The 13,378-nt window shown below is 62.3% G+C and carries 16 protein-coding genes; 3 read left to right on the top strand and 13 right to left on the bottom strand.

The window, feature by feature from the left end; genetic code table 11:
- Positions 1-37: 37 nt before the first annotated feature.
- Positions 38-472, top strand: coding sequence for a hypothetical protein (locus HUN07_RS06595; RefSeq protein WP_174908666.1), 435 nt, complete (start codon positions 38-40; stop codon positions 470-472).
- Between the two features lie 6 nt (positions 473-478).
- Here HUN07_RS06595 and HUN07_RS06590 read toward each other — a convergent pair whose 3' ends face one another.
- The 3 genes from HUN07_RS06590 to HUN07_RS06580 all read right to left on the bottom strand — a co-directional run bounded on the left by HUN07_RS06590 (position 479) and on the right by HUN07_RS06580 (position 1,358).
- Positions 479-766, bottom strand: coding sequence for a hypothetical protein (locus HUN07_RS06590; protein ID WP_174908664.1), 288 nt, complete (start codon positions 764-766; stop codon positions 479-481).
- A gap of 46 nt (positions 767-812) precedes the next feature.
- Positions 813-1,097: a hypothetical protein gene (locus HUN07_RS06585; RefSeq protein ID WP_174908662.1), complete on the bottom strand. Its 285-nt coding sequence runs from the start codon at positions 1,095-1,097 to the stop codon at positions 813-815.
- A 66-nt stretch (positions 1,098-1,163) separates the two neighbouring features.
- Positions 1,164-1,358 carry a hypothetical protein gene (locus tag HUN07_RS06580; RefSeq protein WP_174908660.1) on the bottom strand — a complete coding sequence of 65 codons (195 nt, stop codon included), beginning with the start codon at positions 1,356-1,358 and terminating at the stop codon, positions 1,164-1,166.
- Between the two features lie 245 nt (positions 1,359-1,603).
- On the opposite strand from HUN07_RS06580, the gene HUN07_RS06575 reads away from it, so the two are divergent.
- Positions 1,604-2,781, top strand: a protein-coding gene (locus tag HUN07_RS06575) for an IS3 family transposase (protein ID WP_174908658.1) whose coding sequence is annotated in 2 segments (ribosomal slippage) — positions 1,604-1,888 and positions 1,891-2,781 — 1,176 coding nt in all. Because the reading frame shifts where the segments join, the coding sequence is not laid out codon by codon here.
- Between the two features lie 9 nt (positions 2,782-2,790).
- Here HUN07_RS06575 and HUN07_RS06570 read toward each other — a convergent pair.
- The 6 genes from HUN07_RS06570 to HUN07_RS06545 form a co-directional block, all read right to left on the bottom strand.
- Positions 2,791-6,651 carry a tape measure protein gene (locus HUN07_RS06570; RefSeq protein ID WP_174908656.1) on the bottom strand — a complete coding sequence of 1,287 codons (3,861 nt, stop codon included), beginning with the start codon at positions 6,649-6,651 and terminating at the stop codon, positions 2,791-2,793.
- 137 nt (positions 6,652-6,788) lie between these two features.
- Positions 6,789-7,103 carry a hypothetical protein gene (locus HUN07_RS06565; protein ID WP_174908654.1) on the bottom strand — a complete coding sequence of 105 codons (315 nt, stop codon included), beginning with the start codon at positions 7,101-7,103 and terminating at the stop codon, positions 6,789-6,791.
- A gap of 502 nt (positions 7,104-7,605) precedes the next feature.
- Positions 7,606-8,253 carry a hypothetical protein gene (locus tag HUN07_RS06560; RefSeq protein WP_174908652.1) on the bottom strand — a complete coding sequence of 216 codons (648 nt, stop codon included), beginning with the start codon at positions 8,251-8,253 and terminating at the stop codon, positions 7,606-7,608.
- A gap of 17 nt (positions 8,254-8,270) precedes the next feature.
- Positions 8,271-8,696, bottom strand: coding sequence for a hypothetical protein (locus HUN07_RS06555; protein ID WP_174908650.1), 426 nt, complete (start codon positions 8,694-8,696; stop codon positions 8,271-8,273).
- Positions 8,693-9,163, bottom strand: a complete 471-nt coding sequence (locus tag HUN07_RS06550) for a hypothetical protein (protein ID WP_174908648.1) — start codon at positions 9,161-9,163, stop codon at positions 8,693-8,695. The genes HUN07_RS06555 and HUN07_RS06550 overlap by 4 nt, the downstream gene beginning before the upstream one ends.
- Complete coding sequence (locus HUN07_RS06545) at positions 9,154-9,795, bottom strand: hypothetical protein (RefSeq protein ID WP_174908646.1); 642 nt, start codon at positions 9,793-9,795, stop codon at positions 9,154-9,156. Before HUN07_RS06545 ends, HUN07_RS06550 begins: the two co-directional genes overlap by 10 nt.
- Positions 9,796-10,315: 520 nt before the next feature.
- Here HUN07_RS06545 and HUN07_RS06540 point away from each other — a divergent pair.
- Complete coding sequence (locus tag HUN07_RS06540) at positions 10,316-11,308, top strand: IS481 family transposase (protein WP_174908645.1); 993 nt, start codon at positions 10,316-10,318, stop codon at positions 11,306-11,308.
- On the opposite strand, the gene HUN07_RS06535 is transcribed toward HUN07_RS06540, so the two are convergent.
- The 4 genes from HUN07_RS06535 to HUN07_RS27380 all read right to left on the bottom strand — a co-directional run bounded on the left by HUN07_RS06535 (position 11,283) and on the right by HUN07_RS27380 (position 13,111).
- Positions 11,283-12,374 carry an AAA family ATPase gene (locus HUN07_RS06535; RefSeq protein WP_174908643.1) on the bottom strand — a complete coding sequence of 364 codons (1,092 nt, stop codon included), beginning with the start codon at positions 12,372-12,374 and terminating at the stop codon, positions 11,283-11,285. The genes HUN07_RS06540 and HUN07_RS06535 overlap by 26 nt on opposite strands.
- A gap of 68 nt (positions 12,375-12,442) precedes the next feature.
- Positions 12,443-12,616: a hypothetical protein gene (locus HUN07_RS06530; RefSeq protein WP_174908641.1), complete on the bottom strand. Its 174-nt coding sequence runs from the start codon at positions 12,614-12,616 to the stop codon at positions 12,443-12,445.
- A 22-nt stretch (positions 12,617-12,638) separates the two neighbouring features.
- Positions 12,639-12,818: a helix-turn-helix domain-containing protein gene (locus HUN07_RS06525; protein ID WP_254622822.1), complete on the bottom strand. Its 180-nt coding sequence runs from the start codon at positions 12,816-12,818 to the stop codon at positions 12,639-12,641.
- A gap of 80 nt (positions 12,819-12,898) precedes the next feature.
- A complete protein-coding gene (locus tag HUN07_RS27380) occupies positions 12,899-13,111 on the bottom strand; it encodes a helix-turn-helix domain-containing protein (RefSeq protein ID WP_217487191.1) in 213 nt (70 codons plus the stop codon).
- Positions 13,112-13,378: the final 267 nt, after the last annotated feature.

Genomic DNA, 13,378 nt, shown 5'->3' with positions numbered 1-13,378 from the left:
AACCGCCGTGTCTGTCCAGTTTGATACACCTATCCGCATGAAACGCATGATCACCGCACTCGCGGTCGGGGGACTCCTACTTGTCGGAGGATGTGGCAGCAACGACACACCATCCGCAATTCCCGAGACCGTCACCGAATACAAGACCATTACCGTCACAGCGACGCCAACAACGACCGCCCCACCCACAACCACCACACAGGTTCCGGTCGTCACCACCAAGGCAGGACTGAAGACCCAGTTCGGCGGTGGTGTGTATGTCGGCGGAACCGACGTAGCTGCCGGCACCTACTACTCGGATGGCCCAACCAACCCAGACGTACCGATGTGCGCCTACACCTACCTGCCGTACAAGGGAGCGAGCTTGGGCGAAGCCGATGGCGGCAACAATTCGTTCGGTCCGACGTACATGCAGTTGGCTGAAGGGCAGATCGTGCAGACCCTCGGCTGCAACTGGGTACTCGAGAGCTAGAGCAGGTCAGCCCTTCACCGGAATACCATCCAGCCACTTCAGAACCTGCCGCCACAGACCCGGATCCTCAACTCGCAACGGATGCTCCACACGGAACCGATCCATCAACGAGCGACTCAACGGCCGCTGATCGTGGTAGGCGGCCTCAACCGCCAGCCACGCCGCAACATCGAACTCGCCTGCATCCGCGGCACTACCAGCAGCGACATCGCCGCTGCCCAGATCGCCATCAAGCTCATCGAGGATGCGCTCATACAGCCGCATCTCCGCGATGTGTGGGTCTGGTGTGTCCATGATGGATGCCCCCTCAGTATTTGAGGGTAACCGAGGGGGCACAGCGTCACTCAGCGATCAGCCGCAGCTTCCGCAGATCATCATCAAACTCGCCAGTGAATGCTTCCTCGTCTGCATCGACAACCTCAGCCTCGATCCGGTCGAGCAGCCCAGCTGGGAACCGAACACCCACAGATGCCGCCTGCGCAACCAGCGACTCGAAAGCCGCATCAAACTCACCCTCCCCCAGAAGGTTGTCGACGATCGTCCGGCCGGCATCAGAGCGGCCGGCAGCATTCACTAGCTGCTCGACCTCATCCAGCAGCTCGTCAGATACGCCAATCCAGTCCATCGACACGATTATAGGTGGCGGGTGTGATGCCCCTCAGCCAATTTAACTGAGGGGCACACCATCACCTCACATGGCGTTGCCGCCCACCCACATTGGAAGAGCCCGTTCCTTGGCTTCCTTGGTCCGCCACCAGTCGAGGGCGGCGTCCTCGTGGGAGACATCACCCCAGCCCGGTCCGTCCGGTAGAGGGGGGCCGCCCTTTATCGACGCACGCCACAGTTCGAGCGCGCGAGCACCATCAACTTCTTCTTCAACCGTCATGCTCACCTCCTCACCAGGCCGCGCGTGCGCCAGTCCTGTTCGGCGCGAATCGTGTCCCTGAACTCATTGATGTCGGCGGTCGTCACCGGGGCGTGGAAGTGGACAGAAGCATCGACTGTCTGCCGCTGCTGCTGCGCCGGGTTCAACCCGCCAGCGAACTGCCGCAACTGATCCGGGGGACTGCTGCACGAATAGGTGACATCTGATCTGTGGTGCCGGAAGGCACTGCTGGAAGGATGTGCCCTGTGCCGAAGCCGTATCCCAAGGAGTTCCGTGACGACATCGTCCGCGTGGCCCGCAATCGCGAACCGGGCCAGCAGCTGAAGCGGATCGCCGCTGATTTCGGGATCAGCGAGTCCTGCCTGGCGAACTGGATGAAGGCCGCCGACGTCGAGGACGGCGTCAAGCCAGGAACCACCACAAGTGAGAACGCCGAGCTGCGCGAGGCTCGGAAACGGATCCGGCTGCTCGAACAGGAGAACGAGGTCCTGCGCCGGGCCGCGGCGTATCTGTCGCAGGCGAACCTGCCGGGAAAATGATCTACCCGCTCGTCCGTGAACTGGCCGCCGACGGCATTCCCGTCGCGGTGACGTGCAGGGTCCTCAGAATCGCACGTCAGCCTTACTACCGGTGGCTGGCCGCACCGGTGACCGCTGCCGAGCTCGACGAGGCGTACAGGGCCAACGCACTGTTCGACGCTCACCGCGACGACCCCGAATTCGGTTACCGGTTCCTCGTCGACGAAGCCGCCGACGCAGGCCAGACGATGGCACCGCGCACCGGGTGGCGGATCTGTTCGGCTAACAAGTGGTGGAGCTCGTTCGGCAAGAAGCGCGGCACCAAAAACGTCCGTTCCGGTCCGCCGGTCCACGCCGATCTCGTCGCCCGGAACTTCACCGCCGATGAGCGGAATCGGTTGTGGCTCACAGATATCACCGAGCATCACACCGGCGAGGGCAAGCTCTACCTGTGCGCGATCAAGGACGTGCACTCGAACCGAATCGTCGGCTACTCCATCGACTCGAAGATGAAGGCCCGACTCGCGGTCGACGCCCTCGACTCGGCCGTCGCCCGCCGGGCCGCGGCCGGTGATCCGGTGGCCGGCTGCGTGGTTCACAGCGACCGCGGATCGCAGTTCCGTTCACGGAAATTCGTCCACGCCCTCGGCCGGCACGCGATGGTCGGATCGATGGGCCGAGTCGGCGCCTGCGGCGACAACGCCGCGATGGAATCGTTCTTCGCCCTGCTGCAGAAGAACGTCCTCGACCGCCAGCCATGGGCGACCCGTAACGACCTTCGGATCGCGATCGTCACCTGGATCGAACGGACCTACCACCGCCGCCGACGCCAAGCCAGGCTCGGCAAATTGACCCCCGTCGAATACGAGACCATCATGACCACACCAGCCACTCAGGCTGCGTGACCGAACCTGTCACCCGATCTTGCAGCAGTCCCGGGTATTGAAGATCGGCTCCGGACGCGACGACAAATTGATACCCAACTCACCAGGCTCCAACCAGCCACCATTGTCAAACACCTTGACCCGCTTCAACAGGTCCCCAACCTCAGCCGGCGCACCCTCCAGATTCTTGGACAGTGCCGACATCCAGTCACCCTGACCCGGCGTCACACCAAGCTGCGAATCAACCTGCTCCTGAGTCCAATCGCCCTCAGGGATCAGCGAGTTCCAGTCCGTGGTCACCCAACGAGAGTCACCGACACCGAACGGGATCTGCCCGAACACACCATCCAGCGCAGCATCCGACGCCCGATCAAGGAACGTCTTCGCGATCCCCCGCGCCGAATAATCCTTGCCGTCCTTCGTGCCCTTGATCGCCTCAGCAAGCGAGTTCTGGGCGCGAACCAGGTCCATGTCAGCCCGCAGACGGTCACGCTCCGATGCCTCCGGGTCGTCGTACACCTCGTTACGCCGCTCGTTCGCCTCATCAACCGAGAGTTGGGCGTCGAGACGTTCCATCTCCCGTTCGGTGTATGCCTTCGCGATACCCGGAGCCTCAGGAGCCACATACTTGCCAGCACCTGCCGCTTCCTTCTGCTTCTGAAGATCCAGAACCTTCTTCTGAGCCTTCTTCACGTCCAGATCGGCCTTGTCGAGTTCCGCCTGCGTGGCTTCGCCCTTGTTCAGCTTCTCCTGGACTTCGTTGCGGCGATCTTGCTCCTGCCGGACATTGATGCCCGCCTCTTCGAGGTAAAGGTCATCGTCCTCGGTCCACTCAACGGCCCTCCGATCGCCTGGAGTGAACGAGTTAGCGACACCACCAGCAATCATGCTGTTGGGCAGATGAAACCAGTTCGTGAACTGGCTATCTGTCGCCCCAACTGCCGGAGCCCCAATGCGGGAATCGCCGTGTGAGCCACCAGACTCGGCAGGCTGCCCACCAACGGTTGCCGCCATGTGCTCCTGCGACACGCCCACCTGGAACTGAGTCCCAGCAGGACCGAGTCCGCGCTGCAAACCAGCCAACGAACCATCAAGCAGCGAATAGGTGGTGTACAGGCGTTTCGTTGATCCGACGATGCCCATAGCGATCTGCTGTAGCCATCCAACCCAACCTGAGCAGTCCCAACCGTTCGGACCGGTTCCACCCCACAGGTACTTCACACCATTGTTCGAGCGCCCAGCATTGAGTGCTGCTTGGATGCCGTTGATTCCACCCTCAGCGAACGCAGTCAGCCCATACCCGAACCGTGCCGCAACGTCCGCGAGGATCGACGTGGAGCGTCCCCGCTTCGACTGTGCTAGCGGAATGAACGCCTCGCCACCGGTTTCACCCTCAGCCCACTGCACCAGCCCTGCACCGCTACCGGGCTGGATCTTCGCCTGCCCAGGCAGGTTCTGGATACCGCCATCCGCATAGTGGACATAGCCACCATTCGCGATGTCAGCCGCAAGATTCGCCGCGTACGCATCCGCTGCAGCCTCCGCACGAACCTTGACCGTGATCGTCCGCTGCTGATTGACGAAGTTCGTCAACCCGGCTGCCGCTTCCTCAGTCGGAGCCGTCACTGTGACCGTCTTCGTGCCAGGAATGTCCGTGATAGTCATCCCGAGCCCGAGCAGCCGATTCCTCTGATCCTCGGTCGGAATGTCGACAACGACCGACTTCGCATCGGGTACCTCGCGGACCTGCAATCCAAGCTCGGCCACATCACCCGACATGGTGCGCGTCTCGGCAGCCGTTCCACGCACCGCCGACTGAAAATCAGCCTGGATCTTCTGTGCATCGGTGAGCGCCTGATTGGACTTGGCGACCGACTGAACCAGGTTGTAGTTCTCCTCCGCGCCGCCCTTCAGCGAATGCGCTAGACCGTCCATAGTGGCCGCGCCGCCGGCAGTCATCGCACCAAGTGTCGGCAACTGCGCATTCACCAGTGCGATGTCATCGGCATTGCCCGCCAACGCACCCGACACCACCTGAGCCGTCAGACCAAGCTCAGACATCTTGTCGGAGTTCGTCTTGAAAAACTGAGACGCCTCCACAGCAGCGACACCAGCGGTCTTGACCTTCTCTGTGAACGCGGGAAGGTAGTCGCCCATGTTAAGGCTGGCCGCAGTGAGTTCCTTACCGGTGATACCCAGCTTTTCCGCCTGATCGACGGATCCGTTGTTGGCGAGTTCACGGGCCTTGTCTCCGTATACCGCCGCAGTGATCGCACCAGAACCCTGATCCAGTGCCGTAGCAAGATCCTTGGTCGCCTGCTCCTGTGCGCGTGCCTCTGCAGCCGCTTCCGCGTGCTTCCTCGCGAGACCACCGACCAGCACAGTCGCACCCGTTATCGCAACACCCCAAGGGCCGCCCAGCGCAGACATCAGACCACCGCCGGCAGTAGCCAAACCCTGCCCCGCGACCGCCGCCGTACCAGCCATGCGACCGAACCTGTCCGCGCCCGCAGCAGCATCCATGAACGTTCGCTGCAACCGGCCGATCAGAGGCGAGTGGGTGCCGAGCTGCTGCACCGCCGAACCGAACCGGCCCATCTGAACCGCTCCATAGCCGGCGACCTGGGTGATACCACCTGTTGCCGTGGCGATTCCCCGCAATGCCCCCGACACAGACACGGCCTGTCCGTTCAACGTCGACAATGGCGCACCAGTGCGGCTGATCAGGCCAGGAATCGTCTTGAACGCCAGCCAGGCTGCGACCAGACCTGTCACGATGCCTGTGTTGCTCTCCATCAAACCGGCGACAGTCTCAAGCGCCGGCACGAGGACCGATGCCGCAACCGACGACAGCGCCTCGGCAGTTGCAAGCAGAGTCTGCCAACCGCTCACACCGATAGCAGCCGATGCCCGTCCCAGCTCTTCGGCTATCCGCTTCGCGGGTGGCACGACACCCTCGAACGTGTCTTTGAGGTTCCCGCCGATAGTCACGAGCGAGTGCAGCGAGCCCTGCGCAAGGTCGGACTTTGATAGTTCCTTCCAAGCGTCGGTCAGCTTTGGAACACCCTGTGCAAAGACCTTGTCATCCAGCGCCTTCGCCAACTCGGATACCTTCGGCGCTGCAAGGTCAATCGCGCTTGTGACCCCACCGATCCCGCCACCGAGACGAGCGAACGTCGGCTTCAGAGCCTCAGCACCCAGCCGCCCAAGCGCCGCATTCATGTTCTTAAAGGCACCAGAGACGGTGTTGCCGGACTCCAGGGCAGCGCCGCCGAGCCCCTTCTCCATCGCCTTCTGGAACGTCTCGAAGTTGATCTTGCCGTCAGAGGCCAGCTTGACGACTTCCTCTGAGGACTTGCCAAGTTCCTTGCCCAGCATCTGAATCACTGGGATACCGGCATCAGACAACTGGGCGATCACATCGCCCTGAATCTTGTTCGACGCTGCAACCTTGTTGAAAATCGCGCCCATCGACCCGAGATCGGTGCCTGCGATCGCCGCAGCATCACCGACAAGCTTCAGCGTCCGCTCAAGATCCTGACCCGGCTTGATCCCTGCAGCCACAGAACCCGCTGCGATACCGGCCGCGTCGCCGAGCCCGAACGCCGTGCCCTTCACCGACGCCAGGGCGTTGTCCATGATCGTCTGCACGGTGCCCGCGTCATGCCCCAGACCACGGAGCTTGCCCTGAGCACCATCGATCGCCGATAGACGCTGAAAGCCCTTCGCGAATGCCACGCCGGCGGTCGCGCCCGCAGCAGCAGCCACACCAAGCGCGCCGGCCTTCAGCGTGTTACCAAGCCCGGCGGCCATCTTCGACCCCATGCCCTGACCGGCAACACCAGCTTGGGTCTGAATATCTTTGAACGCCGAACCAACCTGCTTCGGCAACTTACTAGTGTCAGCAACTAGGCTGACATATGCGGTAGCCAACTCAACACCGGCCATTCCGCACCCCCAATTCCCCTGTAAACAAACAAAGAAGGCGGCCCCCCGAGATGGGGAACCGCCGGTAGACCGAGTTGCTGCTACACCGACTGCTGCTGCGCCGCAACAACCTCCGCGAGAAGATCCGTGAACACATCACCCACAACCCGCTGCCGCACCGCTTCCGCATCAACCCCCTTCTCGGCGAGCATCTTCAGCGCAGTGCGCCAACCCTGAGACGCCATCAGAACCAGCGCCAGCGACGCCACCTCGTTGAACCGCTCCTGATACTTCATTGCCGAAGCAGCGATCAGCATCAGCGCCCAATCCCGGTCGCCGTCTGTCGCGATCAGCGATCCCCACAGTTCGCCAGCCGCCGCCTGAATCTCCGCGTTGAACGGATCGTTGTTCCCCATCGTCTATCTCCACTTCCGCCCGTAATCCGGGCATGAAAAAGGGGCCGCACCAAGCCGGCACAGCCCCAACACCACCGAAACGCCCCTAGCGCTTCACACCCCGACTCACGGCCTTCACACCCGACCGTGCAGCCCTCCGTGCAGCGATCACCTCGGCAGGCGACAGATTGATCCGTATGGGTGCGCAGCGTCGATCCACTGCCTTCATCACGAGCATGTACTGCCGAGACAAAGCCGCCAGATCCCGCTTCGACCCACACTCATCAATCGCCGTAGCCAACCGACGCCGCAATGCCCTGAGCGCCGTCATGTGGTCTCCCGTCAGCGATGCAGCCACCAATCCACCGTCAGCCATCAAGATTCCAGGTGTGGAAAATTCGGGTTAAGTAGGTTTTGGCAGCAATGCCTGAGGGGCCGCCATCGGTCTTGTCGAGACCCCTCCCCCACCCCTGAGGGCTGGACGGCGTCGTGCTGGTGCCTGGCTTGCCTTGTGCCGGCCTGATCATTCGTCCGCGTACTTCCGCAGCTCGGCGTCCACGCCCTTAGCGGTCATGCCGACGAACTCGTTGGGCAGTGGGAGTGCGAAGGCGAGGTTCTCGGTCATGTCGCCCTCGGGAAGGTCTCGTAGCTCCTTGAGCCCGTCTGCCGCGCCGGGGCTGGTCTCTGCGTGGGTGGTGATGGCCTCGTTCCAGTTGTGTCGGGCCGCCTGGTGGAAGATGGCCCGGCTCAGTGCAGTGTCGCCTGTGATTTGTGCCCGCTCGAGGAGCGTGATGGCGTCCTGCTGGCTGCTGATTCGGCTTGCCCGTTCGTGTGCGTCTCGGGCTGACACGATGTCGGTCGGGTCTGCGGTGACGGATCCGAACAGTCGCCGTTGGATTCGAAGCTTGTCGGCGGCGAGTCCAGTCTTGAACTGGGTTCGCAGTTCGTTCATCTGATCTCTGGACGCGACGTGCGCCTTGGCTAGCTCGCTCCGCTTGCCTTCTGCGGTGAGGCGAGGGTCCTTCCGGATGGCTTCGAGTTGGGCCTTGTGCGAGGCCTTGATGCTGTCCACGCGGTTGGTGTCCACGTAGCGTCCGATGCTGGCTTTGAAGTTTTCCACTGTCGCCTGCTGGCTCTGCGGGATGGGATGGAAGTTGATGTTTGAGGTCATTGGTGGTCCTTTGCTAGTTAGAAGGAGTTGCGGGCGCCGTGCACGGCGCGTTGTCGGGCGTTCATGTAGTTCGACTCCCGGACGTAGCCGGATCGAAGTGGGACGCGCCGTTGGGGTACGACCTTCGCCTCGACGGTCTTGCGCCATGCTGTGAGCTGGATAGCGTGTGCCTCCAACTCTTCGACGGTGCTGCCGTGGAGCAGAGTTGGGTCGACTTCGTGGGTGGTGCCGATCTGCTTCTTCAGTTCGGCCACCCGGTGCTTCTCGATCTGCTCATCACGGCGGGCGAGCGCCTGGTTCGCGGCTTCGAGTTGTTCGGTGAGGTCGGCGATCTGTCGTTGGTGTTCGAGCGCGGCGAGGTCGGGTTCGGTGCCGTCTTCAACGATCTGTTCGTTGGGCTGTCCGGTGTCGACCTGCTCCACCTCGGTGTTCTGCTCACTCACGCCAGTGCCTCCGGATCCTCTTCGAGGACATCCGCGAACGCTTCGAGGGCACCTACGATTCGGTCGATCCGATTGTCGGTTTCCTTCAGTGCGTCTCGTAGTACTTCGACTTTCGCTGCGAGGCTGTCTATCTGCTTCTGCTGTTCTGTCACTGTGACGTTCTCTTTCTCTGTAGTGATTGGCTTGGGCTGCTTCCCGTAGGTGCCTGGTCGGGACTTGGCCGGCTCTGGTTCGTCTGTCCGACTGTCCAACTTGGACAGCTTCGATGCGAGAGCGAACATCGTTCCCTCGACGCCATACCAGCGTTCGAAGCAACTGTCCTGTGCACGCCTGAACGCCGCGTCGTCCCCGTCGCGTAGCGCCTGCACCATCTCCTCAGCGGTGCGCTCGTCGCTGTCCGTCACTCGTGGCTTCGCCACTGTCCCCTCCCTGATCGTTGATTGTTTTCGTATGACTGTCACTGGCATTCGATTCCGAGTTCCTTGTGTAGACGCCGGCCGACCGTGTTCTCTCTGGTTGGGCCAACGGGCATGAGCAGGATCGTGGTGTGGTCACCGATGGTGATTCGAGCTGGGCGTGTCGAGTTAGCAGACAATTCGATGAGCGCCATGTCCTTTGAGCCGCGAGCGGCACGTGCAGCATCGGCGAGCAGACCAGGGTTCACGAGTGCCGGCACACCACCAGATGCGGATGGTGTCGCACTGAATAGGCCACGCCAGTCGGGCACCTGGTTCTCGGCACGGTCGAACGTCCACTCTGCTGTCGGTGTCGAGACTGTGAGCTTCCCGTCCTGATCGTGGATGGTTGTCTCGATCTGCCGGCGCTGGCGTACACCGCCTAGCGATTTCAGTGATGTCGTGAGTGTGCGTATGTCCGCGACATCGAGCGCGATCCGCCAGTCCTCGGGCACGTGGTCAAAGTCGGCCTCGATGGCGGTCAGTGCGAACCGGAATCGGTCGGTGGACGCGGCGAGCACTTTGCCCTTGTGGCGTTCGAGGATGACGACGTGGAGGCTGGGGTGCTTCGAGTCGCGGCTGACGAATAGTTCAGAGGTAGCGAGGAGAACCCGCAACTCTTCGGCGGTTGTGGTTATCCGCATCTGGCTCCTGACATGACGAAGGGGCACCCATCAGTGGATGCCCCTGTGGCTTCTACTTAGTCGGCGATGCAGGTTCGCCGGGTCCAGTGCTGCCAGCCGTCCCCGTCTTGGAGGCAGCACCGTTCGGTTGGGGCGCGTCTTGATCTTCGGCACCGTGGGATCTGGCATGGTTCGAGCGTGCCGTGGATGGTGAGGTCGGTTGGGATTCGTTCGATGTAGGAGGTGTCAGACATTGGCGATCACCGGTTCCCCAGACATTCGCCAGTGGCCAAGGGTGCGCCCTTGGTATGTCTCCACGCTTGCCCCCTTTGCTCCCTTGCTCTCTTCACTGTGCAAGGGTGCATTGCTGACCTGCAAGGGAGTAAGAGAGCATGAAGAGGAGATAGGGGTACTAGTTGTACTGCCCAGGCAGGTTGGTTGAACGATTGCGACGACACGCTGTAGCCGGTCGTTGAACGAAGAAGGTCTCCTGTCGTGAAGTGGAGTTGCTTAGACACCCACTCACCGACAGGAGACCTTCGTGGTCCACGCTAACGCACCACTGACCCCACGCGGGCGACTGCTGCTCGCCCGCCGCATCGTCGACGAGGGCTGGCCCATCAGCACGGCCGCGGAACACTTCAACGTGTCCTGGCCGACCGCCAAGAGATGGGCGGGCCGCTATCAGGAGATGGGCGAGGCCGGCATGGTCGACCGATCCAGCCGGCCGCACCGGAGCCCGAATCGCACTCCGGAACCGACCAAACGCAAGATCGTCGATCTGCGGTGGCGACGCCGACTGTCCCCGCAAGCGATCGCGTCGCGGCTGGACATGCCGGCCTCGACCGTGCACGCCGTCCTGGTCCGCTGCCGACTCAATCGCCTGTCCCACATCGACATCCGCACCGGCGAAGTGATCCGCCGCTACGAACACCCGTATCCGGGTTCGATGATCCACGTCGACGTCAAGAAACTCGGCAACATCCCCAACGGTGGTGGCTGGCGCTACGTCGGGCGTCCACAGGGCTGGCAGAACCGCAAGACCACTCCCGGCACGAAACGCAGCCGCCATCGCGATGTCCTCCTCGGGCACGCATTCGTGCACACCGTGATCGACGACCATTCCCGCGTCGCTTACGCCGAGATCCACGACGACGAGACCGCCGCCACCGCGGTCGGAGTGCTACGACGGGCAGTGTCGTGGTTCGCCGCCCGCGGCGTCACGGTCGAACGGGTCCTGTCGGACAACGGCGGCTGCTACCGCTCGCACCTGTGGAAGCAGGCCTGCACCGAGCTCGCGGTCATCCACAAACGCACCCGCCCGTACCGGCCTCAAACCAACGGCAAGATCGAACGCTTCCACCGCACCATGGCCGCCGAATGGGCCTTCGCCCGCCACTACCAGTCAGAACAGGCCAGACGGGCAGCACTGCCGGGATGGTTGCACACCTACAATCACCACCGGCAGCACTCCGCCATCGGCAGGAACGTTCCCTTCAGCAGGTTGATCAACGTCCATGGGCAGTACAACTAGTGCTCCCTTCCACCGGCAGAACCCAGTACCAGCACGAGCCCTCCCGGACTGCATCAACATTCAGCCGCGCCTTCGCCCGCTTCGCCTTGTCCCTCGAATAGCCGGCAGCGTCAGCCGCAGTGAACACGTCGTTCGCCTTCTGGCGGCAGTCAGGATTCTCGGACAGGAACGCCTTCAGCCACGCGTCGATGTCGTCGCGGTCATCGCCGACTTCCCCACTCTCGGCAGCGGCAGCGGCTACGAACAGTTCGCGCGCTGACTGCTCGGCGTCTCCAGCCCAGTCCATTCGCGGCACCGTCCCATCACCATCGTCAGACGGTTCGAACACCTGGACCGACTCGATGCGGAATCGGGATGCCACCACTGGGGCAGTCACATTCGACTTCTCCGGCCCGATCACCAGTACACCGTCCTCATCTGGGTCAGGCTGTGCGAGCAGCGTCATTCGCGCCTTCTTGCGAAGCTCCGCCGTCATGCCGTACGCGTTGCGGACGTTGCCGCCCTTCTCACGATTCGTATGCCCCGACAGCAAGATCGACACCCCAGTCCTCGACGCCACTTCCTTCCACGGATGCAACGCCTGCCGAGCCTGCTGCGGATCCTTCACCGACAGGTTCGATGGCAGCGTGTCCGCCCACGCGTCGACAATCACCAACGCTGCATCCTCAGCAGCCCCTTCGACCAACTCGATGTCACGAGGAAACTCCGGAGAGCCAGACCCGTCACTATCCGTGCAGATCACCCGCACGTAGTCCAGGTCAGCGCCTGCCGTCTCAAGGCGGGGACGCGCGATGGTCGCCCAGTCGTCCTCGGTGAGCACGAGCACAACATTGCTCGGTGGCCGCTGCGGGATGCCGAACGCCTTGAACTCCCGCCCGGTCGTGATGATCGCCGTCAGCCAGACAAGGAACAGGCTCTTGCCGATCCCCTCGGGACCCAGCATGTAAGTGACTGCGCCTGATGGGAGCCGCCCGGTGGCGAGCCATTCCATTCGGCGTGAGCCTTCTAGGTCGGTGGCCTTCCACACCTGGGGGTCTGGAATCTCATTCCAGTTCGCGTCAATCAATAGTTCCTCTTCTCGTCGTCCGCGAGTTATGCGGCACCATGTCTCAATCAGTCAGCTATGCCGGTGGCCTACAGGCCGTAACGCTCGATCGCCTCACCCAGCGCCCCATGTAGGGCTCGGATCTCGTCCTCGTTCAGTCGCCACTCGCGGGTGATGGCGGTCGGGACCACCCGGTACAGAGTTCGGTCCGCCCTCGGCGAGTAGTGTTCGAGCACGTTGTATGTACTGTTGCGGTAACTCATCTCTCGGTTCCTCTCGGTGTGTTCAGGCCATGTGAGCAAGCGGCCGGAGCAGTCGGTCAAGTTCGGCGCTATCGACTCGGATCATTCGGTTACCGACGCGATAGGCCTCGATTCGGCCGGCAGATATGTACCGGCGTACTGTTCGCGTCGAGCAGCCGAGGTAGGCGGCGGCGTCTCCGATCGTGACGAGACGAGCATTCATGTGGAACTTCCCTTCGGGCATGCTGATTCAGCCCGGCAGCGTGGAAGCTGGGGGCCTTTATGGTGCGTTCGGTTGACCGGTCAGACGGTGAGCTTCGGCCTGCCCTGCAACGGTCGGTCCATGTACCGCCTCCGCTGGAGTTCTGCGCACGCCTCGACGTCGCGACGTCGGTACATCGTTCGACCAACGCACTGCCGATACTCTGGAAGGTCGCCCCGCTGACGCCAACGGCGGAGAGACCGCGCCGACGTACCCACAAGCAGGCAGGCTTGGGATTCATTCAGCCACTCCACAATTCACCTCCCCCAAGGCATGACAGAACCACGATGTGATTCCCAGAATTAGTGTTGGCCGACGTTGGCCATGACTTCAAAAACCATCTTAGACAGTCGTCATGACACAGTGTTTTCTTGCCACTCGCGACGCACGGAAGCCACAAACGTATGTGACACTCCGACCTGCCGAGCGATCGCCCGATTACTCGCTGTCGAATCCTCTTCCAGCAACCGGAGAGTCTCAGCGCGAGCCTCTACCTTCTGCGGACGACCCGGACCCGCCTG

Source organism: Rhodococcus sp. W8901, assembly GCF_013348805.1.
In the GTDB taxonomy this organism is placed as follows: Bacteria; Actinomycetota; Actinomycetes; order Mycobacteriales; family Mycobacteriaceae; genus Prescottella.
This window is presented reverse-complemented; position numbering and strand designations above follow the sequence as displayed.